This is a genomic window from Flagellimonas algicola, from assembly GCF_005937185.1.
Lineage (GTDB): Bacteria > Bacteroidota > Bacteroidia > Flavobacteriales > Flavobacteriaceae > Flagellimonas > Flagellimonas algicola.
The window spans coordinates 1609359-1632739 of sequence record NZ_VCNI01000002.1; the positions used below are offsets into that span (position 1 = coordinate 1609359).

Here is a 23381-nt window from a genome sequence, read left to right on the forward strand (position 1 = left end):
AGTATTAGCCTTTTTCCGCCAGCTTAATTAAAACAATGTCTAACTAAACCAGAACAAATTTATGGAATTTGATTTAACCAAGGAGTGTTCCCGCGTGGGAAAGCTGCTCCTGAGAACCATTATGAAAACCTTTATCTTTTTATGTTGTACGGTCGCTCTGGCCCTTGGGCCCAAAATGGGTCATGCACAGGACGCTGATATCACCATAGATAAGGATAAAAAAATGACCGTTAAACAGGTCTTCAAGCTTATCAACAAGCAAGCAAACTATAAATTTATTTATAGGCACGATTTGGTCAAAAACGCTCCGGAGATTGCTTTAAAAAGGGGAACCATAAAGGCAAGGGCCTTGTTGAACGCTTGCTTGTCCCCAATAAACTTCACTTATGAGTTCACGGGGAATAACACCATAGTGGTCAAGCCGAAGCGGATTGCCGCAGAAGATAATGATCAGCAAGGAGCATTGGATGACGACCTACAGTTACAGGTCAATGGTACGATAACCGATGAAAACGGCGGCCCATTGCCTGGCGCCAACATTCTTGAAAAAGGAACCGCCAATGGTACGCAATCAGATTTTGATGGAAACTTTATCCTCGAGGTTGCGGGTGCCGAGACCACTTTGGTTATTTCTTATATAGGTTACATTACCCAAGAAGTTGTTGTGGGTAATCAAACCTCTATCAATGTTCAAATGCGGCCTGATGCCGCAAAATTGGACGAAGTAGTACTTGTTGGTTATGGCAGCGTGACAAAAAAAGATCTGACCGGTGCCATTACGCAGGTTGAAAACATAGAAAATAGGGCCGTAACCAATACGGAAGAAGCACTACAGGGAAATGTGGCCGGTGTTACCATAGTTGCTGACGGCGGTGACCCCACCAGTGTGCCTACAGTAAGAATCAGAGGGGTTGGAACCACATCGGATGAATCCCCATTGTGGGTGGTAGATGGAGTGCCTTACTATGGAGGTCCCTTGAACCCTTTCGATATCGAATCGATTACAGTTTTAAAGGATGCCTCTGCCACCGCAATCTATGGGGTAAGAGCAGCAGGAGGAGTAATCTTGGTCACTACAAAAAAAGGTAAGTCGGGAAAATTGACGTTCGATGTGAACACCTATACTGGAATGCAGAGCGTTTGGAACAAACCACAAGCCTTGAATGCTGCGGAACAAGCAGAATATTACAATATTGCCGCCGACAATACCGGCGTTCCAAGAGATCCTGTGCACGATGCGGCCCAGAATCCAGATGGGCAAATTACCAGAACAAATTGGGTCGATGAAATTTTCAGGACCGGGATGATCCAGAACTACGATATCGGGGTTCGGGGAGGAAATGAAAAAATCACCTTTTCATCCTCTTTGGGATTCAACAAAAGGGAAGGTACACTGCTAAATACGGAAGCCACGCGCATAAGCGTCCGGATGAATTCTGAATTCCGGGTAAATGAAAAGTTAAAGATTGGAGAGAACATGTCCTACACCAGAACCAATGGAAACAGCGCGTTCACAGGAACACAGGCAACCAATGGAGAGACCAATTACAACGGAATCATTGCACAGGCCATTAAAGCTCCTCCCCATGTACCGGTCTATGATGAAGATGGAAATTATTCCAATATGCCCGATGCCGGCTATGGGCTTACCATCCATCCAGTAGCCACCTTGAACAGAATCGATATTGACAATCCGGTAACCGATCTTTTTGGCAATTTGTACCTGGATTATACCGTGGCAAAGGGATTAAAGTTTAAATCCAGTTTCGGAATCAATCTGAAATCGGAATCCTTCAAAGAATTCGATCCTAGGATTCCCGAAGTTTCCAAAACACAAAAGACTACCAATAGCCTTCAGGTGGCAGAAATCAAACAAGAGGATTGGTCCTTTGAAAACACCTTGACTTACAATAAAACTTTTAACGAAGTACACGTCCTGACCTTATTAGGGGGGATTACGCAACAAAGCTTTTCGCGCGAGATATTTTCAATCATAGGAAGAGATCTGCCAAGCGAAGATCCCAGTTCCAGGTTTTTGATCAACGCAACACAGTTTGACAAGCCACTGAGCGGCAAAGAAGAAAATACATTGTCCTCTTACTTTGGTAGGTTGAACTACACCTTTAACAACAAATATCTTCTAACGGCAAGTATACGAAGGGATGGTACCTCCAAGCTTTCAGAAAACAATAGATGGGGGACATTTCCGTCAGTTGCGTTGGCGTGGAGAGTGTCCGAAGAGAATTTTTTGAACGAAAGCAATTCAATAAATAACCTCAAGATCAGGACCAGCTGGGGTAGGATAGGCAACATTTCATCTTTGAGCAATTATCCCACCAATGTCCCGCTATCAGAAACTAGGGTGATTTTGGGAGCCACCACTCCTGTAAGTGGTTTTGCATTGGATGGTATCTCAAATCCAGATATCACATGGGAAACTACCGAACAGTTGAATTTTGGACTGGACCTATCTCTTTTTAACAGCAGATTTACCAGTTCTGTGGATTATTTTATAAAAGACACTAAAGACCTGATTTTACCCCTGCCCATAAGCTCGCTCGCCGGGGTAGGTAATGCTCCATTTGTAAACGCTGGACAGGTTCGCAATAAGGGTATAGAAATCTCCATGTCGTTTGCCAAATTTGAAGGGGATTTCACCTATGATATTTCAGGGAACATCTCCAAAATAGATAACGAATTGGTGGCCTTGGGCAATGGCATCAATAGAATTCTTGACAACACCCAGGTAGCAACACACTTTCCTATTGAATCTGTAATCGGTGAGCCTCTGTTCTCCTTCTATTTATTGGAATCGGATGGGATATTTCAGTCGGATGCAGAGGCTTCAGCCTACACTGCACAACCAAATGCCGTTGCAGGAGATCTTAGATTCAAAGACCAGAATGGAGATGGTGTAATCGATGGAGATGACAAAGTCTATAAAGGAAGTTCGTTTCCCAATTTCACCTATGGATTAAACGCAAATTTCAATTATAAGAATTTTGATTTTTCCTTTTTCTTTCAAGGAGTGAGCGGGTCAACAGCCTATAATGGATTTAATATTACCACAGTTTACCCTGCCCAAACATCGGTTGCCGGTGCCAACTTGTTTGCCGAAGCTACAAACACCTGGCATCCAGGAAACACGGACGGAACCTATTTTAGGCTTTCTTTGAACGACCCCAATAATAACTTAAGGCCATCTGACTTTTGGCTGGAGAGTACGGATTATTTACGGTTGAAAAACCTGGTGATTGGCTATACATTTTCAGAATTGAAGATGTTCGATAGATTAAGAGCCTACATTTCTGCACAGAACTTGTTTACCGTAACAAATTACTCTGGCTTGGACCCCGAAGTCACAAATAGGGGAATTGATGGAGGGCAATACCCAGTTTCAAGAGTTTTTAACCTTGGACTTAATGTATCATTTTAAACAAAAAAACTATTATGAAAAAATTTATAAGTGCATTCGGAATACTGTTCATCCTTATGGGATGTGGAAAGGATTTTTTAGAACTGGAGCCTGAAGGAGCACCAACATTGGCCACCTTTTGGAAATCGGAGGCTGATGTTGTTGCGGCCACCAACGGACTATACCTATTGAATGATTTTCAAGGGATTTATGGTAGGGGAATCCATCTGTATTCTTTGATTCCCAGCGATGATTTTGTTGTTGGCAAGTCAAAAGGACAAATAGAGGATATCAAAAACTTTTTTACTGATGGATCAGGATCCTACACTAGGGATATTTGGGCTATGCATTACCAAGTGGTTAAAAGAGCCAATGATATCATTACAAATGTTCCCGATATGGACATCAATAATGACCTCAAAAACTTTGCATTGGGGCAAGCCTATTTTATGAGGGGACTGGCTTATTTTCAACTCTGCGTTATTTATGGCGACCAACGAGCGGGAATTCCAATTGTCGATGAAAACACGGAATCGTTTTTTATTTAAAGACCAGCACATGTAAGTGAAAGCTATGCTTTTGCGGCCGATAGTTTTTCAAAGGCAGCTGAATACTTGCCCTATTTTGACCAGATCAGTCAAGATGATTATGGGAAACCACATAAAAATGCTGCATATGGGTATTTGGCAAGAACCCACCTCCATAACGCCCAATATGATTCGGGTTCATGGAGCATGGCGGTAACAGCTTGTGATCAAGTAATCAACTCAGGAAAAAACGCTTTAGAGGCCAATTTTGAGGATGTATTTAAGATTGCGAACAATTGGGGTTCTGAATACCTCTGGTCCGTTCCCAGTAACAAAGAAGGTGGAAGTATTTTCCCTGGGGCATCTCTGGAGAACCGGGGTTGGGGCAGATACAACGGCTGGGGATATTTCGCTCCGACTTTGGAGTTATATGAATCCTATTTGCCAGAAGATAACAGAAGAGAAGCTACCATGCTAAAATTTGGTGATACTTTCACTTATTTTGGGGAAAGTAGAAGGTATTGGTCCACAACCAACCTTACGGGATTTCAGTTCAAAAAATATCTGGAGCCCTACAGCTATCCGGATGCACAGCATTTAAATGGGAATGGTGACCACCCTACCACAGATCTTAACCTTCCCTTACTTCGCTACTCACACATACTTTTAATGAAAGCTGAAGCATTGATTATGCAAGGACAGGATGGAGACGCACCCTTAAATGAAGTTAGGGAGAGAGCAGGTCTCGCTCCGATTTCCGGGGCCACTATGTCGGACCTCAAATATGAAAGAAGAGCTGAATTTGCAGGCGAGTTATTTGGCAGATATGAGGACTTGATTCGTTGGGGAGATGCTGCAACAGTAATACCTAATGCGCTTCATGGACGCATACATTCCGATAAGTCAGACCCTGATTCTCCTTATGTTATCGAGGAAGTATGGCCGGCCAGACCCCAGTTCGATGCCAGCATTTATAATGTATGGCCTATTCCGCCTTTGGTGATTTCCACCAGCGAAGGAACCATACAGCAAAACGAAGGATGGTAACAAAATTCATTTAAGTTATTAACAACCAGTAAGTTGAGTTAGTTTTGATTGGATAGGTGCGTCCATTCGTGGGCGCACTTGCCTTTATAATTCGTTACATTATAATGCTTCTTAAAAAAATACCTCCTTTAAAACAAGTAGAACCCTCCACAGAAAAAGTACCTAAAAAATTAATCGCTAAAACATATAAACATTGGAGATGGAGAATGTTCATAGGTATGTACATTGGGTATACCATCTTCTACTTTACGCGCAAAAACATTTCACCTGCCCTGCCCTTGATCAGTGAAAAATTGAATATCGACATCATAGAGCTGGGAATTTTAAGCAGCGTGTTTTATGTGGTATACGGAATAGGAAAGTTTATCAGTGGACTTTTGGCTGATCGAGCCAATATCAGGACATTCATGGCCCTAGGCCTTTTTGCAGCGTCTATAATTCATTTGTTCATGGGTTATCTGAACAGCTTGTATTTAATTGTCTTTTTCTGGGGATTAAATGGGGCTTTTCAATCTATGGGTTTTCCACCCATTGCCAAGGGGGTCGTACATTGGATTTCCCCAAAAGAAAGAGCGACCAAGTGGACTATTCTTTCATCATCCCATACAGCAGGAACTTTTGGAATTGGTTTATTGGTGGCAGGAATACTTAATCTATACAACAAAGGTATTCTGGGTTGGGAAGCGGTATTCTATGTGCCGGGCATTTTGGGGTGCATCACCGCCTTTTTTCTGTTGATTGTATTAAGAGATCGCCCTGTTTCCTTGGGTTTGCCACCAATTGAGGAGTACAAAAAAGATAAACCAGTGGTTGAGCTCACCAAGAGCACTATGAGTCATTGGCAAATCCTGAAGAAGTACCTATTCACAAATCGTGAGATTTGGATATTGAGCTTTGCGAATATGTTTATTTATATTATTCGGTTTGGAACATTGGATTGGGCGACTATTTTTTTATATGATGTAAAAGGGATCGACCAAGTTAGTGTTGCTATGTTTTGGACACTTATGCCTCTTGCAGGAATTCCAGGAGGAATTGTTGCTGGTTATTTGGCTGATCGGTATTGGAACGGCAGATGTGTGCCCATTAACGTCATCTATCTGAGTTTGCTTGCTCTGAGTATTGTCGGATTTTATTTTTATTCGGGTCCCGACAGCATTTTTTTCACAGGAATTTTTCTTCTGCTTATTGGATTTTTGATTGACGGCCCGCAAAACTTGATCAGTGGTGTTCAAGCCTCTAGGGTGACCGTAAAGGAAGCAATCTCTGGAGCATGTGGAATGACAGGATTTTTTGGATACGTCGGAGCCACATTTTCAGGTATTGGATTAGCCAAGATTACACAGGTTTTTGGTTGGTCCGGCATGTATGCTACATGTGTACTTTCTGCAATTATATGTATTCTTCTGGTGTTGTTAACCTGGAAAAAAGAAAAAGGGACATGAATGATGTGTTAAGAAAGGAACACTAAAATAGCCATCTTAAGGGATTGGCATCTAGATTCACCTAAGAATTTTTTCGAGCTTCTCGATTGCAATCTTTTTTGGTATTCTCGTTAATTCATTTTTTAGAGTTACAACCAGTTTACTTATTTTACCGTTTAATTGAACTTTTGCACTAACACAAGTTCATTGATAATAAGGAGTTTACTTTTTCCGTACACTTAAATGGTTTACCTTATATACCCTTTATTACCCCAAAGATGAAGTTCGGATATGCAAGGGTGAGCACAAAATCCCAAAAACACGATTTACAGGTGGATGCCTTTCTGAAGGAAGGAATCAAATCCAAGAACATTTATGCGGATGTTTCATCAGGAGCAAAGGCAGAACGAAAGGGACTGGATGAACTGCTGTCCATTTTGAGGGAGGGTGATACACTTGTGGTTTGGAAACTGGACAGAATTGCCAGAAGCCTTTCACATCTGACCAAGCTCATTGAAGATTTTGAACAAAAGGGCATCCACTTCAAAAGCATTCAGGAAAACTTCATTGATACTGCATCACCGCACGGGAGGTTCATATTCAACCTGTTCGCTTCGGTTGCCCAATTGGAAAGGGACATCATCATTGAACGGACACGGGCAGGGTTTGAGAGTTCAAGGCGACGGGGGTTGAAAATCGGTCGGAAGCCTGGTCTGAGCAATCGGGCATTACACAAAGCCATGTTGGCGGAAAGGTACTACAGGGACAATAAATTGAGTGTTGAGGAAATCATGAAACTCATTGATGTTGGATCCAAAAAGACCCTCTATAAATATCTGGCATACCAAGGAAGGCGAAAGTGCCTAGAGTGTGGTACACTTTTCTGGGACAAGAAGCAAAACTTGGAAAAGGCATATTGTAAAATGCACAAAAGGAAAATCAAATCCAATTGACCGTTTTACTCTCCTTTCACCGAAAACCCAATTTTTCACAAATTGAATTTTCCTACATTTATGAAAATTCAAATAATGGATTATGAATAAAACCCTGATTTATATTATTATCATTCTAACGTTCTCAGGTTGTTCATATATAACTGATTTTTATATTATAAATTCATCCGATCAAAATATATCCATTGAGTACAAGGTCAAAGACTTTGAGTTGTCAGGTCCTTTTGTGTCAACACCATATTTGACAAAAATGAGTCGTGGCTTTGAATATTCTAGCGATAGAAATTATGATAGCGTTGTAGTCGATTCAATTAATAAAAAGGTATCCTGCAAACTTGAAAAAGGACAATCGTTGTGGTTTGGTGATGATTTAAATTTCAGCATCAAAAACCTACAAGACCAACAAAAACTAAAGGATAAAATAGTGTATCTCAAAATTTCAATTGAACATGGTGTTTTAATGGCGAATGAATCAAATATTGTGAGCTCATTAACAACTTTCGATAGACAGCACGTGGGAATTGAAGTAGAGTAATGTTAGATGCAAAAACTCTCTATGAAAAACAAAAAGAGTTTAAAGTTCAAACAAAGGATTGAATATACCCCATTGACAAATTGGTTTCCACCTTTGAACAATTTTGTCGGACCAATTGTCAGTTTCCCTAATTTTACAGGGCTATGTCATATTTTGGGCTTTTAAAGGGGTACCCGTTAGGGGATATGGAAAAAGGTGAACGCAACAGGCTCTTTGTTGCCGAGGGCCTTTTTCAGAATATTTATGTTGTTTCCCTAAAAACGGGGTTGAACCAGGTATATCCCCCCAAGGACCCACCTGTACCGAGGCCCACAAAGGTGCTTATTGACGACCTTCACAAGTTTCTCCTTAAAACTTTTGAACATACCATTTATACCCCATTCTATGAGTTTTTTGTGGAGTTCAACGATGAGGTCTTCGGGATGGACAAAGCGACCGAAAGGGAGGCGGCATTAAAGTACTTTAAGGTCCTTGCCGACCATATCATCACCAAAGTGATCCGGATTTTCCATGTCCATGGGGATAATGGGGATATAAAAAGGGTCAAAAACCTTCCCAAAATGGACTTACTACAAGGGCAACGGGAGGCATTGAAAAGCAACCTTACCAACTCACCCATTTTGTTACCCTATTTAGAGGGCAATAGCGCATACTTTAACAGTAACGAGGCAAAACTGGCAGAACCCATAAGGTCGTTCTTGGAATTTGAAATGGTGTATAAGATATTGTTGAACCTTGACGACATGTACGGTTTTTCCAGTAAGGCACAAAAGGGCAACAAAGCTTTGGTAAATGACGATAAAAGTGATAGTCTCGGACAAAAACACAATGTAACGCGGCAACGAGAAGATATTAAAACGGAAGAAACCGAAAGAACCTCATCAACCAAATCCGACCTTACTGAAAGAACCCCGTCCCCGAAAAAGAACCTTAATGAAAGAACCTTACTGTCCGAAGAAGAAGCTTTAAGGTATTTGATTGAAAATGTTTTTTCCAAAAAGGATTAGCACCATGAAAAAATCCTTTTGCATACCCTATGTTTCTTCCCCAAAGAGGTGGGAGTAATCCTCTGGTAATTCAGCGTTGATGTCCCTAAGGTATTTTTCCAACGCCGGCATGGTGGCGTGTCCGGTGATCAACATGAGCTTCCCCTTTGCCACTACCGGCGGATATTTTTTGACCAATTTCCGGTACAGTTTTGTTATAAAGGTATGTCTATAGCTATATAGTCCGTACTCTTTCCCTAGACCCAGGATATCCTTGGCTTTTTTGAACTGTTTACTATAGTGGTTCCTTTTGTTGTCCTCTAGGGTATTCCATACACCTCCAATTTGGTGCAGGGCGAAAAGATGGTTTTCTGGAAGTGCCCTAGATAGATCGGGTAAATGTTCCAATAGGATATCCGGTAATATCTTGGCCGCCCTTTTCTTTGTCTTTGTCTGCACATAAATTCTTCGCTGCTCGATGTCAAGGTCGCCAACCCTCAACCGGCATACTTCTATGGGTCTTAAAAATGCATACGACACGAACCTTATGAACAGCAACAAAATGGGGTCGTTTTTTTCAAGGTACCCCTCCAGCTCTTGCAACTGTTTAGGGGTATAGGTCTTGTGAAGATTAGGGTTGGACTTAAGGGAACGTATGCCCTTTACAAAATTATGGGGTATGTGCCCGCTGTCCTCAAAGAATTGGAACAGCGAACTTAGATCCGCCTTTGTGTTGTTGTGGGTACGGGGACTTGTGCGTTTCAGAACGAATGTCAAATAGGCCATGATCGATTTTTTGTCCAGTTGGGAAACCGTTGCTTGATGTCCAAGATTGTTGTGGGCCCATTGCGCAAATTGTTGGGTTCTGCTCTTAAATCTGGAATAGGAGGAAGGGCTTAGGACATGTTCTTTGTAGACAAGGGCCTCTTTGATAGCTGGTTGCAGCAATTTAGCGCCTGTTTGCGAATCGTTTTGGTGTCCCTTTCCCGTATCGGGCTCAATGACAACCTTTTCGGCAACGTTTTGGGGTTGTCGCCCGGCCATCCCATCCAACCCCAACACGGCATTTAGGTGGCTATTGTCCGCATAGGGACTGAATCCCTGCTCCAAAAGAAATTGGAGGCTACGGCTTAGGGTCCTTAGGTGCGCGTAGCGCTCCCTCTTGGTCTTGTAGCGGTTTGCACCGGCCTTGATATTGGGCTGCCGCCTTAGCTTGCCGGTGCCCGGGTCCCTGAAGGACCAGTATACGTACCAGTCCTTTGACAGGGCAATGTCCCTTTCCTTTTTGGACAGTCTGGACCACTCGGAGGGCTTTGCCCCGCCGGTGTAGATCTTGGGTTCGGAAAAGGAAGGTTTTTTGCCCAAAACGTGTACGGTATCGTGTACTGTTTTCAAAAATAGCGAAAGTGTGGCCATAAAAAAACGGATTGTTGGTACACAATCCGTTGTCTTTGTTGCCCTTGGGCCTAGTAGCGGGAACAGGACTCGAACCTGTGACCTTCGGGTTATGAGCCCGACGAGCTACCTACTGCTCTATCCCGCGATGTATATTTTAATCGGAACTAAAAACCGATTTCTTTGTTTTTTCTTTTCCCAAAAGTAAAGTAGGTACTTTATCCTGAGCCGAGTCGAAGGATAATGCTCTATCCCGCGATGTGGACGGCAAATATACAACCGTTTTCTTATTATATCCAAATTAGTGAGGGTTTGATTTGAAAAACAAGTCGAATTGCTTTCTATAAGCGTGAGTTTTGGACGAAATGGCTACCTTCGAAACCATGGAAAAAATAAACAGCTTTTTGGTAGATGCCAATTCATGGGCTAACTGGCCCATGTTCATCTTATTGATTGGAGGTGGCCTCTTCTTGATTTTTTATTCCAAATTGACCCCATATCGTTTTTTTGGTCATGCCATTGCCATTACCAGAGGAAAGTACGATGATAAAAATGCCAAAGGGGATGTGAGTTCATTGCAGGCCCTTTCCGCTGCAGTGGCGGCTACCGTAGGTTTGGGAAACATTTCCGGGGTTGCCATTGCCATTCATGATGGAGGACCTGGGGTTGTCTTTTGGATATGGATGACCGCTATTATTGGCATGTGCATAAAATTCTATTCCTGTAGTTTGTCCATTATGTTCAGAGGGGAGGATTCCGAAGGAAAACTACAAGGAGGCCCCATGTTTTATATCACCAAAGGATTGGGAAATAAGTACAAACCACTGGCCATCTTCTTTTGTCTTTCGGGCATTTTTGGGTTCCTGGGTGTTTTCACAGCCAATCAATTTACCGAGACTTTTATGAGCGTGGTGGAGCCGTCCGATTCCTTATTTACCATGAGTGATTTCAATTGGAAATTGAGTGTCGGAATTGTGTTGGCCATTATTACCTCCTTTGTTATTTTCGGCGGCTTGACCAAAATAGCTAAGGTGGCCACAGCCATAGTTCCAGTCATGGTCATGGTGTATTTGGTGGCTGTAATCGTGGTTATGGTGTTAAACGCTTCGCAAGTTATTCCTGCCTTAAAACTGATTATTTCAGAGGCATGGAATTTTAAGACCATTGTTACGGGTGGATTCTGGGGTTTGGTAATAATTGGCGTCAAACGTGCCATGTTCTCCAATGAAGCAGGGTTGGGTAGTGCGCCCATGTATCATGGGCAGTCCAAAAATGATGAACCCATTCGTGAAGGCCTGGTGGCGATGTTGGGCCCATTTATTGACACTATTTTGGTTTGTACCTTTACCGCGGTAGTTATTATTTTAAGTGGTGCGTATCTGGACGATTCCAGCGGAATTGTGATGACTTTGCAGGCGTTTAGAACTACCTTGTTTGGTTTTGGGGATGATTTGCTAATGATTATTGTTACAGCCTTTGCTTTGTCCACTTTGTTTACATATTCGTATTATGGTGTAAAATGTCTGTCCTTCCTAACCAACGCAAAGATTGGGAGATTTTATAACCATTATTTTGTGATTATGATTGTCTTTGCCGCTGTAGCTTCTTTGGATTTGGTCAAAAACCTTATTGATTTGTCCTACGCCCTAATGGTAATCCCCAATATGATAGCCGTACTGATTTTGGCACCTAAGGTAAATGCCGCGGCCAAAATATACTTTCAAAAGTTAAAGCATGAACAAGCATAGATCGGGCTTTGTAAATATTATAGGCAACCCCAATGTGGGGAAGTCAACCCTCATGAATGCATTTGTGGGGGAGAAGCTTTCCATTATCACCTCCAAAGCACAAACCACTAGGCACCGCATTCTGGGTATTGTAAACGGCGATGATTTTCAAGTGATTCTTTCCGATACCCCTGGAATCATAAAACCAGCCTACGAGTTGCAGAGTTCAATGATGGATTTTGTAAAATCGGCTTTTGAGGATGCTGATGTGCTCGTATATATGGTGGAAATTGGTGAGAAAGCGCTGAAGGACGAAGCCTTCTTTAAAAAGATTGAAAACAGCAAAATACCGGTGCTGTTGCTTCTCAACAAAATTGACACTTCGGAACAAGAGATTCTTGAAGAACAAATTCAACATTGGCAACAATTACTTCCTAAAGCAGAGATTCATCCCATATCTGCCCTTGAAAATTTTAATGTTAAAGAAGTTTTTGACCGTATTCTGGAATTACTCCCGGAAGCGCCCCCATATTATCCCAAAGATCAATTGACCGATAAACCGGAACGCTTTTTTGTGAATGAAACTTTACGGGAGAAAATACTCTTGCATTACAAAAAGGAAATTCCCTATGCAGTTGAGGTGGAAACCGAAGAATTTATTGAAGACGACGACATTATCAGAATCCGTTCGGTAATTATGGTAGAACGTGATACTCAAAAGGGAATCATCATTGGTCACAAAGGGAGTGCATTGAAAAGAGTGGGGGTTGAGGCCCGTAAGGATTTGGAGAAATTTTTTGATAAACAAGTTCATATAGAACTGTATGTCAAGGTCAATAAAAATTGGAGAAACAATACTTCCCAACTACGCCGTTTCGGATATAATAGTTAAAACCCGATGTTCTTTTATCTCTTGAGTCCAGCAATTAGTTCCCTGATATAGGTTTTAAGTTGATCTGTTTGTGGTTGGCCCTTAGCTCTTCCCATTCTTCCAAAAGCGTATAGCGCAAACCATATAACCACTAGAAAAAACATCCCTGCCAGCCAAAGTGTTACATCATACCCCAATGAATAATTGGAATAGGCAAAAACACCTAAAATCACAAATAGGGTACCTACTCCAAAATGCAGGAACATAAAAAAGGTCCACAAAGTTGGATTTGGTCCGAAAACCCCATGAATCTTACTAATCCCTTCTTCAAAAGAGGTGAGTTCCAAGTGCACCTGGGGAGTCCAAAAATTGGTTTCCGATTTTTTGAACCGGATGTAAATATGCTCATCCAAACGCTTTACCAGGAAGGGATCCGGGGGCGGGGTCTCAAAAATAGACTCCAAACGTTCCAAATCTTCCTTAAAAGAAATCTCAAAACGAGGGCGTAAAACAATTTCGTTGGTAAAGTCGCTCATAAGTAGTTGAAATTGAAAAAAAAAGGTATCATTTTTTCTTCATAAATAATGGTATTTTTGCCAAAATTTAATGCGGATGGGAGCTATTGTAGCCATTGTAGGAAGACCCAATGTAGGCAAATCCACTTTTTTTAACCGATTGATCCAGCGCAGGGAGGCCATCGTGGATGCCGTTAGTGGGGTTACGCGTGATCGCCATTATGGAAAAAGCGATTGGAACGGTAAGGAATTTTCTTTGATCGATACCGGTGGGTATGTAGTGGGGAGTGATGACATTTTTGAACAAGAAATAGACAAACAGGTGGAGTTGGCTATTGATGAGGCAGATGCCATAATTTTTATGGTGGATGTGGAATCTGGCGTAACCGGGATGGATGAAGATGTTTCCAGACTGCTTCGCAAAGTGGATAAACCGGTGTTTTTGGCCGTAAACAAGGTGGATAACGCTCAGCGCGAATCAGACGCTGTTGAATTTTATGCTTTGGGATTAGGAGATTATTACACCTTGTCCAGTATCAATGGTAGCGGAACGGGAGAGTTGTTGGATGCCTTGGTCGAAGTGCTTCCGGAGATAGAGGAGGAAGAAAGTGAACTGCCCCGCTTTGCGGTTGTGGGCAGGCCCAATGCTGGAAAATCATCCTTCATCAATGCCTTGATTGGGGAAGAACGGTACATCGTTACCGATATTGCAGGGACTACACGTGATAGTATCGATACCAAATACAATAGGTTCGGGTTTGAATTTAATTTGGTGGATACGGCAGGTATCCGAAGAAAGGCCAAAGTAAAGGAAGACTTGGAATTTTACTCCGTAATGCGATCCGTAAGGGCCATTGAACATTGCGATGTCTGTATTCTGCTATTGGACGCCACCCGCGGATTTGACGGTCAGGTGCAGAACATTTTTTGGTTGGCACAGCGGAACAACAAGGGAATTGTAATTCTTGTCAATAAATGGGATTTGGTAGAAAAGGAAACCAATTCGGTCAAGGAGTACACCCAGAAAATCAAAAAAGCCATAGAACCCTTTGATGATGTTCCGATTCTGTTCATTTCCGTACTTACCAAGCAACGCATATTCAAAGCCATTGAAACTGCAGTTGACGTGTACAAAAACCGTTCAAAAAAGATCGTGACGCGTAAACTCAACGACATTATGTTGCCCATAATTGAGCATACACCGCCTCCTGCTTACAAGGGAAAGTATGTGAAAATAAAATTCTGTACACAACTGCCAACGCCGTATCCACAGTTTGCGTTTTTCTGCAACTTGCCACAATATATTCGGGAACCATACAAACGGTTTTTAGAGAACAAGCTTCGGGAGCATTTTGATTTTAGCGGTGTGCCCATTACCATTTTTATGCGGAAAAAGTAGGTGTTATGGGCCTGAAGCCAACTCCACTTGTATAGGTTGTTGGATTCGGTTGCCATTATTGTCCACTGCCGTTAGGGTATAAGCCCCTGGCTTCACTGGCAGAATCAGCTCGTGAAAACTGGTGGTCGTGTTCACATAGGTCTCATCCAAATACCAGTGCACTGTGCTATCTTCTTGTTGATGCGCCAATTTAAAAACCACATCCTTTTGACTTATTCCCAAATCTTTTGGAATAAGAATTTCCTCGTTCAATTTGGGATGAATGAACTCCATCAGCTGCTGTTCTTCGGAACCACAACCAGAAAGGTACGGGGGTAAACTTTTATAATTGGGATTGGTATCAGCATAGTAGTATTCCACAACGGTTGGTAGACTAAACCAACTTTTTTGTACCATATCCTCCAACGGATAACAGGAAGAGGTAACACGATAGTTTTCCTGGGCATCCAAAAAAATTTGATGATGGTACGGGCAGGTTGAACTTTTAAATCCGTTAGCGGGAAGTTGCAGTTCTTGGGTATCTTCACAGAAAACCGAAGCCCGTTGTCCGCTTTTGGTACAGGTTTCCAAAGCAATAAGGTCGTCATAGGGTTCTTGGAACCAACCACTATGGGGTAAAGTGCCCAATACATCAAACAAAATGGGAGCCGCTGCTAAAATGCCAACCAATCCAGGTCTGCCCTCGCCATCCGCATTACCGGCCCAAACCCCTATGGCATATTTTGGGGTTACCCCCACCGCCCAGGCATCTTTAAAGCCAAAACTTGTTCCAGTTTTCCAGGCTATGGGTTGGGCAGCATCAAAAAACTGCCAATTTTCATCCCCTTCAGGGCGATTGACCTCCCTTAAGGATTTGAACGTATGATAAACGGCTCCTGCACTAAACACTGGGGCATCAAACTGTTCCTCTCCAAAATCGATTTCCTGATTCATTAGATAGGAAGGTTCAGAAAATTCATTGGAGCGATAGGTGCTTGAATTGGATACAAAGTAATTTAGAGTTGATGCCACGGAAGCATAGCTTTTGGTGACGTCCCACAAGGAGCTTTCAGCACCTCCCAAAATAAGGGATAATCCATAATACTCCGCAGGTTTATCTAGTGATTTCATTTGCATTTTTTGGATCTTGTTATGGAACTTTTGAAGCCCAAATTGCCTTAATAATCGAACGGCTGGTACATTCAAAGATCTAGAAAGTGCCCAGCTGGCTGGAACTACCCCAGCATGCTTTTTGTTGAAGTTTTTTGGATTGTACCCATTGATTACGGTGGGAATATCATTGACCAAGCTGTTCGGGAGCAATTGCCCTTCATGCAGTAAGGATGTAAATAGAAAGGGCTTTAAGGTGCTTCCTGTACTTCGGTTTTTGGTGATGATATCCACATAATTACCATGTTCCGCAGATGCTGGGGAGTTTCCCACGTAGGCCAAGACCTTTCTGGTTTCCACATCAAGAACCAGAATGGCCAAGTTATGGATTTCGTTGCTTTTTAAACGTTGATAATGTTGTGCGGCGAGTCTGTTGACTTGAGTTTGTAGTTGTCGGTCCAAAGATGTGGTAATGGATTTTCCTGGATGCTCTTTTTTGATTCGTTCCGTTAAATGGGGCGCAATATTGGGCAGGGGCATTGGTTTTTGAGGCAATGGCTCGGCTATGGCAAGTTCATAGGTGGTTTGATCAATGACATTCTTTGCCCACATTTTTTTTAATAAGCGATTCCGTTTGTTTCTGAGGGTTTGCTCATTTCTTCCCGGAAAAATAAGGGATGGAGCGTTGGGCAACACTGCCAAGGTTGCCGATTGTCCCCAGCTTAGCTCATGGGCTGGAATGCCAAAGTAGCGCCAAGCAGCGGTTTCCAATCCTACCACATTCCCACCGTAAGGGGTATGGCTGGCATAAAGGCGTAAGATATCCTCTTTGGAATGGCGTAGTTCCAGCCGGGTGGCCATAAAAAGTTCAATGCCTTTTTCCCAATAGGTTCTGGATTTGTTTTTTCTGCTCAGCCTTATGACCTGTTGGGTAATTGTACTTCCGCCCCTTTGGGAGTCCTTGGTAAGGTTGTGCTGTATCGCTTTGAAGATGGAAACTGGGTTAAAACCCGGGTGTTGGTAAAAATACTCGTCCTCAAAGCATAAAACGGACTGCTTAAATCGGTAAGGAACGGAATCAAGCTCAGGAAAACGCCATTGGCAGTCCTCCGCAATTCGTGCTCCGACCAATACCTGGTCTGAGCTTAAAACCACGGTAGAGGTGGGGTCGTTAAAGAGCAATTTCGGAAGACAAAACAGCCATACAATGAATAATATCAGAAAGGAACCCAGCCCGATCTTGTGCTTCAATGCTAGCCTGTTATATATGGATGTGAGGTATATCATCCTGTGCTTCAAATTATTGTACCACCTTGACCCATTGCCCCTTGTTTCGGGCATTATAATTATTATCATACATGGCCTCTACCTGGGCTCCGGGCAAATAGTAATCTCCGAGGTAAGAGGCGTTTAATTTTATCGTAAAAGTTTTGCTCTTTTTAGCCTCTAAATCGAAATAGAAATGGGTTCGGTCATCTCTTGTGTCCATATAAGATGCATTCCCCGAATTATCATCCCCAAAGCCAGCATAAGACGTGTTCACAATTTCCCATCCGCTTGGAACAATCTGGGTCAAGGCCATATCATTGATGAAATCGTTGGAAGTATTGAACACATTAATTTTGGCTTGCAATTCGGTTCCTTGTCGCAATTGGCTCACATCCACGGTGTTTCCCAGAGGATCCTGATAAGTTACGGAAAGCCTTAGGTTTTGTTGTTGGGCAAGTTCTTGCCCAACAGGAAGTCGACCACTGAGTGAAAGGGTAGCATAAACGATGTTCCCTTGATGATTTTCTATCCGCACCTTATCCGTAGCCGATGTTATGGTAAGGGGTCGCTGGGCAATGGCCCTATCTGTTTTTACATTCACTTTTTTGCCATTCTGGGTAATGCTCAAATCCAACGACTTACCTCCATTTTTGCTCACCATTTTCGCCATGGACAGCAGCGCATAGGAGGTTTCTTGGGTGCTGTACCACCGTTGGGATGACAAGTTTTTGGCCAAGGATTCGGCAAGTTCTCGCTGTTGGCTATGACCCAGAATCACCATGGTTTCCAAGGCCATGGCCCTATTCCGGAAAACAGAACCATAGGTTCTGTAATTATAGCTGTTTGACTGAAAATTGATATTGGCGGTTTGCGCAATTTGCTGGGCCACTTCTTTTTTACCGGTCAAGGCATAAGCTGCTGCCAGTCGCCATTTGGCCTCATTGCTTAACTTGTTGGACTCCCGTAATCTGTTCATGGCTGCCAATTCTGGTTGTTGGGCCAGGGCCAGGGTATACAAACGATACGCCTGGGCCATGTCGTCATTGTAACTACTGCGTTGATTGCTCCATTGCTTGGCGGTATTTTTTTGATAGTGCAACCAATTGCTTAAAAAAGTAAGTGGTAATTGATATCCTTTTTGCTTGGCTTCCAACATAAAATGTCCGGCATAGGAAGTACCCCAATCGTTGGCACCCCCATAATTGGGCCAATAACTGAGCCCGCCATTGGGTAACTGAAAATCGTTCAGGCGTTTAATTGCTGCCTTCACATTTTTCTCCACCTCTTTTTCCTTGTCAAAAGTGATATCAAGGACATCGGCCAAAAAGAGTTGTGGAAAAGCAGCGGAAGTGGTTTGCTCAACACAGCCATGTGGATATCGAATCAAATATTCCATACGCTTGGAAAAGTCCATGGGAGGTAGTGTGGAAAACTCGATAAATGCAGTGTTTGTTCCAGAAGTTCCGAAGGGTTCCAGTGTAACCATTTGGGATTGGTTGCCTTCAATGGTGTATAAGCTGCTTTTGGAGGTGATTGGATTTGGGTTTTCCACATCAATTTCTATGGCACTACTAGCACTTTCTCCCGCCCCGGAGGCTGTAACCTTTATATTTTGAAAGGAGGTTGTTGGATGTACCTCAAAGTCAAAATTGACTATTTGCTCCCCAACTGAATCAAAGGTGATATCCTTGGATGTTGAACCAATAGGCTTCAACGCCTGGTCTGATTCTATGGTAACCCTAACGTTTTTCACCTTCTTCTCCATGGCAAAAACGGTTACGGGGATAGTTACTTTTTCCCCAGGAGATAATTTCCTTGGAATGGATGTCAATACCATCAACGGTTTCCGAACTGGGGTGGTTTTATCTGCATTACCATAGGCTCCATTTTGATTACCAGCCACCACCATGGTTCGCACGGAACCTACATAATTGGGTATTTTTATGGTGTGGTCTGCTTTTTCTCCAGCTTTTAAACTGAAGGGGCCTAGATAGGTAACCACAGGTTTAAAACGCTGTGCTTTACGGTTTTTGGCGCCTTCTCCAATACCACCCCCTCCAATCGCATAGATGTTGTCCACACTTACGGAATAGGCTCCCATAACATCATCAAAAATGTCAAAGGTTTTGACCCCAAGAGCCTGTCTTGCATAGAACGAGCTATGAATATCCGGGGTTTTGAATCGGGTAAGATCCAAGAGTCCATCATCCACTACTGCCAAAGAATATGTCATGGGTTTGTTATCGGTTTCAGATACGGTTACTTTGAAAGATTGTTCCGGTTGCAACACTTCCGGCATTTTTAGTTCGGGCTTTAGAAAAGTGTCTGGGTTCTCTACCAATAGGGGTACCACGCCGTACAAGCGGATTGGGAGGTCATTTTTAACTTGCCCATGCGGTTGTAAAAGGGAAATGTTGACATAAACATTGGGAGCCATCTCTGCCGTAATCGGAACTTTAGCATGGGTTTCCTTGGCGGAGGTCTCTATCCATTGCTGAGACAGGACTTCTGAGCCATTTTCTATGCTGAGTAGAGCTCGTCCTCCGCTATCTGAAGGGAAGGTAACCACGGCGTTTTCGCCTAGCGTATATTTCTCTTTATCCGCTGAAAAAATGAGAATCTTTGAACTTTCTGTATCTCCTGAAGCTGGTCTACGCCACCAATTTCTGTAAAAGTATGCGGTACGACCTGTTGCATGTCCAGATGCCTCGTCAATGACCCTGATCAGGAAACGGCCGCCATCATCATCGGGAATGTTGAGATTAAAACTACCCTTTCCATCCGCTTTGGTTGTAACGGTCATTTCCTTGAAAGGACGATGTACCGTTGCGTTTTCATATCGGGAAAGATTGTCAAATCCCCGGTTCCACCACCAGCGCCATTCAATTTTGAAGATTTGCACCTTAAGTTTTCGGTTGCCTTCGGTTTTACCCATTGCATTCACACTGACCACATCAAAATTGTTGTTTTCATCGGTCAGGAAAGAACCATATTGCTTGGCTTTTGGGGAACGCATTCCCACAAAATGTGTAAATGGTGCCAACTTTTTGCTAAAAACATCTATGGAAAAATCACCCCCGCCTTCAAATACCTTTGTGGTAAAAACAGCTTGAAGCATCCCTGGGGCTTTTGCATTGACATCCAATTTCTGGTTGATATCCAGAATCCCTTTTTCATTAAGTTTGGCATCGACCCATCGGGTTTCAATTTCATTGAATGTGCACACGGGATCTTGAAAAACATAACCATTGAAACCAGAAAAGGCGGATACAGCATTTTGCAATTTGGCATTGATGTCCACTTTAAGATTGCGTGCCGGGGCGCCATGGAGCCATTGCACTTTTGCCTGCCCCTTGTTGTTTTGATTTGCTTCTAAAATCTCGTTCTCAAAAGCAAAATCCACCTTTAAACGGTTGGGTTTTATGGTAGCTATCCTTAGACTTTTATGGAATTGGGCACCCCCAACCACAATTTTGGCGTTCCATGTCCCAGTGGGTGCACTGGGTTTGGTGGGTATTGGGAAATAGTAGAATTGATCTTCCTTTCGGGCATATAGTCCATCCGCAACTTGAGCACTTTCTGTTTTCAAAAGGGTGCGTTGGACCAACTTTCCACGAGCATCGTTGACTTCCAAAGTTATTGGGTGTCCTTCAGGCAATGGATTATTTCTGTCATCCAGAACGAATGTTAAATGGACGGTGTCGCCTGGTCGGTGAACCCCTCTTTCAGTATATATAAATCCCTGCAGTCCACTTTGCAATTCTTCCCCGGACACATCAAATTTGCTTAAGGATAGGGCATTGCCATCGGCCAACTTGGCGTAGGCATAATTGTTGTTTTTTTCTGCCACAGCAAAAGCCAAACTTTTCTCGCCATCATAAATACCAAAACCGGAGGCATCCGTGGTCACTTCGCCCAACAATTGCTGCTGAAAATTGTAAAGCTTGATTTTGGTGTTGGCCTCTGGCATTGCTGTCAGCAAATTGGTGACGGCAAAATGACAGGAACGGTTGTTCCCTTTTTTGACGATTAATCCCAAATCGCTGCCCAACAAGTGTGTCGAAGCTATTCTGTCCTCATTGTAATAAGCTTGATGACAAGGATTGTCCCGTTCTTCCCAATTGTAGGAGTAATTTCTCCAATAGTATATTTCATTGTCCCAATAGCGTTCTTCAAGGCTCTCTTCCTCAGTATTTAGTGAAGGGTTCTCCATTCCTTGTGCTGTATTCACTTCGTTTTCCTCCTTGTCATTACAGCTATAAGTGGTATGTTCCTTTTTAAAACTGAACTCGACTCGATATAGGGAGCCAGGGTTTATCTGGGTCAGTTCAGATAGATCCAGGGCATGGGCTTTCCAATAGCTTGAGTTTTCCCTACCATCTGCGGCCAGAGGAATGACCTTATAGGCCACCCTTCGTCCAACTGGTCTTAAATCCGACCGGTATTGGGGCGTGAGGTTATTGTTTTGCAGATATTGCAGCATATTGTCTTCAAAAACCTGAATGACCCTGACCTCCACAGCTGCGAGATTGACCGTTTCAAAATATATAGGGGTGGATGCTGCATTGGGCAGGATGGTACCCTTGGAAATGAGCCTAACATTGGGTTTGAGCTGTTCGAAGGAAATCCACTTGGAAAAACTGTTTTTAAGACTGAACCCATAAGCGCTCTTGATACCTTCAAATGCATTCACTTTGACCTCCCCCAGTATTCTGTTTGAGGGATAAACCCGGAGGACATTTCCATCTATTTCATAACGCAGACTTTCGGCACCCTCAATGGTCACCAGACCATTTAAATTTTGATTTTCATTTAAGGGCTCTGAAAAGTTCAGCGTTAGGGCAGCATTGGGAGCTGTTGAGGTTTTGGCATCGACCACCACAAACTTGTTCAGTCCTGGAATGGTATATGTTTCTGAGCCTTCGTTGTCAATGTTGATCTCGGAACCGTCCCAACGAAGTTGTAATTCACTGTCATCTGTTTTTCGGGAAATACTGTCAATGGTAAAACTGAAGTATTTGGCATCTTCTGTAGTATTCTGCCAGTTGATGGCAACTTTTTTGTTTTCCTGGGTCGCGGACAAAATAGCTGTGATTTTTTCGGCAGACAATACATCTGAAGCTTCCAGGGTACCTGTCAAATACTGCCAATTTTTACTGTAAGACTGAAGATTTCCAAGGGTAATCTTAAAATTGGGGGCAAGGGTTTTAAAGCCGAAGCTGTATTTTTTGAAATCGCTTTCAATGTCGTCAAACAATTTGTGAAGTTGCAAGGTTACCATGTATTCCATGTCCGGTTGTAAATATTCCGAAGGTTGGAAAGTAAGTTCCCTGCCGTTTTCGATGACCAATTTTCCGTCAACCTTTGGGGATATTTTTAAGTAGTCCGAAGGAAGTTCCTGGGTCAGTTCAAACTGGTCCAATTGTTTGGCCAGCACTATTTGGATGGGGGTGGCTATACTTTCATTGCCATGGGTATGATAGCTGATATAATCCTTAAACTTAAACAGGTTGTCCAGATTTTCTGGATCTATCTTTTTTTTACAGGATACGGAACATATCAAAAGGAAAACGAATAGAAAACGAAGCGTGCGAACCATCTTGAAAACAGAATTTAATGAACAATAAATTTGCCAGAGACAAGATAGCTTAAATATGAGGAGAAGCGGGGGACGATCTTATGAAGAACGTATTATGATTTACGGATGGCCTTTTTGAATGGACGGAACCTTATGAAAAATTTATGATTTGGCCATTTCAAATGGTTTTCAAAAACAATATCTTGAAATTCATACAACAACCTAAAAACGAACATCATGCGAAATCTATTTCTTTGCCTCTTTTCCCTCGGGATTATAGGAATGGTAAATGCCCAATCTGACTATGAATTAATTGAACAAACCTTGGGCTATTATATGGAAGGTGGGTCCAATAGGGACTTCAATACCTTAAAAAAGGCGTTTCATGAAACGGCCACCATGAAATACATCACCGAAGAGGGCTATAAAGAAGTTAATGCACTGGAGTTTTTCAGCGGGATGAAAACTGGTGATCGGATAAACCGCAAGAACCGAATAGCAGAAATCACGGTCTCAGGGCATGCTGCCAACGCTCGATTGGAACTGGAATATCCAGATTTCACCTTTGTGGATTTCATGAACCTGCTCAAAATTGATGGAGAGTGGAAAATTGTGAACAAGATTTTCTATAAACGCTTAGACTAAGTCATA

15 protein-coding genes and 1 tRNA gene are annotated in these 23381 nt (G+C 42.7%); 11 read left to right on the plus strand and 5 right to left on the minus strand.

Annotated features, from left to right (window positions below):
- The first annotated feature begins 61 nt into the window (after window positions 1-61).
- From FGG15_RS16030 to FGG15_RS16055, 7 genes are all read left to right on the plus strand, one after another.
- Entirely contained in the window at window positions 62-3436 is a 3375-nt protein-coding gene (locus tag FGG15_RS16030) for a SusC/RagA family TonB-linked outer membrane protein (RefSeq protein ID WP_237561839.1), read from the plus strand.
- A 14-nt stretch (window positions 3437-3450) separates the two neighbouring features.
- Window positions 3451-3963: a RagB/SusD family nutrient uptake outer membrane protein gene (locus tag FGG15_RS20325; protein WP_237561840.1), complete on the plus strand. Its 513-nt coding sequence runs from the start codon at window positions 3451-3453 to the stop codon at window positions 3961-3963.
- 66 nt (window positions 3964-4029) lie between these two features.
- A complete protein-coding gene (locus FGG15_RS20330; protein ID WP_237561841.1) occupies window positions 4030-4989 on the plus strand; it encodes a RagB/SusD family nutrient uptake outer membrane protein in 960 nt (319 codons plus the stop codon).
- Between the two features lie 206 nt (window positions 4990-5195).
- Window positions 5196-6434: an MFS transporter gene (locus tag FGG15_RS16040; RefSeq protein ID WP_237561842.1), complete on the plus strand. Its 1239-nt coding sequence runs from the start codon at window positions 5196-5198 to the stop codon at window positions 6432-6434.
- Between the two features lie 257 nt (window positions 6435-6691).
- On the plus strand, window positions 6692-7366 hold the full coding sequence (locus FGG15_RS16045) for a recombinase family protein (RefSeq protein WP_138838064.1): 675 nt from the start codon (window positions 6692-6694) through the stop codon (window positions 7364-7366).
- 82 nt (window positions 7367-7448) lie between these two features.
- On the plus strand, window positions 7449-7901 hold the full coding sequence (locus FGG15_RS16050) for a hypothetical protein (RefSeq protein ID WP_138838066.1): 453 nt from the start codon (window positions 7449-7451) through the stop codon (window positions 7899-7901).
- Window positions 7902-8044: 143 nt separating this feature from the next.
- A complete protein-coding gene (locus FGG15_RS16055) occupies window positions 8045-8908 on the plus strand; it encodes a hypothetical protein (protein ID WP_138838067.1) in 864 nt (287 codons plus the stop codon).
- Between the two features lie 27 nt (window positions 8909-8935).
- Here FGG15_RS16055 and FGG15_RS16060 read toward each other — a convergent pair whose 3' ends face one another.
- Both FGG15_RS16060 and FGG15_RS16065 read right to left on the minus strand, forming a co-directional pair.
- Window positions 8936-10303 (minus strand): tyrosine-type recombinase/integrase, encoded by a 1368-nt coding sequence (locus FGG15_RS16060; protein ID WP_138838069.1) that lies wholly within the window; start codon window positions 10301-10303, stop codon window positions 8936-8938.
- Window positions 10304-10357: 54 nt separating this feature from the next.
- A tRNA-Met gene (locus FGG15_RS16065) sits at window positions 10358-10430 on the minus strand.
- A gap of 235 nt (window positions 10431-10665) precedes the next feature.
- Here FGG15_RS16065 and FGG15_RS16070 point away from each other — a divergent pair.
- Window positions 10666-12030: an alanine/glycine:cation symporter family protein gene (locus FGG15_RS16070; protein ID WP_138838071.1), complete on the plus strand. Its 1365-nt coding sequence runs from the start codon at window positions 10666-10668 to the stop codon at window positions 12028-12030.
- Window positions 12017-12901 carry a GTPase Era gene (gene era, locus FGG15_RS16075; protein WP_138838074.1) on the plus strand — a complete coding sequence of 295 codons (885 nt, stop codon included), beginning with the start codon at window positions 12017-12019 and terminating at the stop codon, window positions 12899-12901. The genes FGG15_RS16070 and era overlap by 14 nt, the downstream gene beginning before the upstream one ends.
- 14 nt (window positions 12902-12915) lie before the next feature.
- Here era and FGG15_RS16080 read toward each other — a convergent pair whose 3' ends face one another.
- Window positions 12916-13416: a 6TM ABC transporter family protein gene (locus tag FGG15_RS16080; RefSeq protein WP_138838076.1), complete on the minus strand. Its 501-nt coding sequence runs from the start codon at window positions 13414-13416 to the stop codon at window positions 12916-12918.
- Window positions 13417-13492: 76 nt separating this feature from the next.
- Between FGG15_RS16080 and der the strand changes: the two genes are divergently transcribed.
- Window positions 13493-14794: a ribosome biogenesis GTPase Der gene (der, locus tag FGG15_RS16085; protein WP_138838078.1), complete on the plus strand. Its 1302-nt coding sequence runs from the start codon at window positions 13493-13495 to the stop codon at window positions 14792-14794.
- Window positions 14795-14797: 3 nt separating this feature from the next.
- On the opposite strand, the gene pbpC is transcribed toward der, so the two are convergent.
- Together pbpC and FGG15_RS16095 are read right to left on the minus strand one after the other, a co-directional pair.
- Complete coding sequence (gene pbpC, locus FGG15_RS16090) at window positions 14798-17170, minus strand: penicillin-binding protein 1C (RefSeq protein WP_417936062.1); 2373 nt, start codon at window positions 17168-17170, stop codon at window positions 14798-14800.
- A 13-nt stretch (window positions 17171-17183) separates the two neighbouring features.
- A complete protein-coding gene (locus FGG15_RS16095; RefSeq protein WP_138838082.1) occupies window positions 17184-22751 on the minus strand; it encodes an alpha-2-macroglobulin family protein in 5568 nt (1855 codons plus the stop codon).
- 216 nt (window positions 22752-22967) lie between these two features.
- Between FGG15_RS16095 and FGG15_RS16100 the strand changes: the two genes are divergently transcribed.
- On the plus strand, window positions 22968-23375 hold the full coding sequence (locus tag FGG15_RS16100; RefSeq protein WP_138838084.1) for a nuclear transport factor 2 family protein: 408 nt from the start codon (window positions 22968-22970) through the stop codon (window positions 23373-23375).
- The last annotated feature ends 6 nt before the right edge of the window (window positions 23376-23381 follow it).

Coding starts and splice junctions, on each gene's coding strand:
- FGG15_RS16055 (WP_138838067.1), top strand. CDS start 8,045: ATGTCATATTTTGGGCTTTTAAAGGGGTACCCGTTAGGGGATATGGAA.
- FGG15_RS16045 (WP_138838064.1), top strand. CDS start 6,692: ATGAAGTTCGGATATGCAAGGGTGAGCACAAAATCCCAAAAACACGAT.
- FGG15_RS16100 (WP_138838084.1), top strand. CDS start 22,968: ATGCGAAATCTATTTCTTTGCCTCTTTTCCCTCGGGATTATAGGAATG.
- FGG15_RS16040 (WP_237561842.1), top strand. CDS start 5,196: ATGTTCATAGGTATGTACATTGGGTATACCATCTTCTACTTTACGCGC.
- FGG15_RS16050 (WP_138838066.1), top strand. CDS start 7,449: ATGAATAAAACCCTGATTTATATTATTATCATTCTAACGTTCTCAGGT.
- FGG15_RS16095 (WP_138838082.1), bottom strand. CDS start 22,751: ATGGTTCGCACGCTTCGTTTTCTATTCGTTTTCCTTTTGATATGTTCC.
- pbpC (WP_417936062.1), bottom strand. CDS start 17,170: ATGATATACCTCACATCCATATATAACAGGCTAGCATTGAAGCACAAG.
- der (WP_138838078.1), top strand. CDS start 13,493: ATGGGAGCTATTGTAGCCATTGTAGGAAGACCCAATGTAGGCAAATCC.
- FGG15_RS16080 (WP_138838076.1), bottom strand. CDS start 13,416: ATGAGCGACTTTACCAACGAAATTGTTTTACGCCCTCGTTTTGAGATT.
- era (WP_138838074.1), top strand. CDS start 12,017: ATGAACAAGCATAGATCGGGCTTTGTAAATATTATAGGCAACCCCAAT.
- FGG15_RS16030 (WP_237561839.1), top strand. CDS start 62: ATGGAATTTGATTTAACCAAGGAGTGTTCCCGCGTGGGAAAGCTGCTC.
- FGG15_RS16070 (WP_138838071.1), top strand. CDS start 10,666: ATGGAAAAAATAAACAGCTTTTTGGTAGATGCCAATTCATGGGCTAAC.
- FGG15_RS16060 (WP_138838069.1), bottom strand. CDS start 10,303: ATGGCCACACTTTCGCTATTTTTGAAAACAGTACACGATACCGTACAC.
- FGG15_RS20325 (WP_237561840.1), top strand. CDS start 3,451: ATGAAAAAATTTATAAGTGCATTCGGAATACTGTTCATCCTTATGGGA.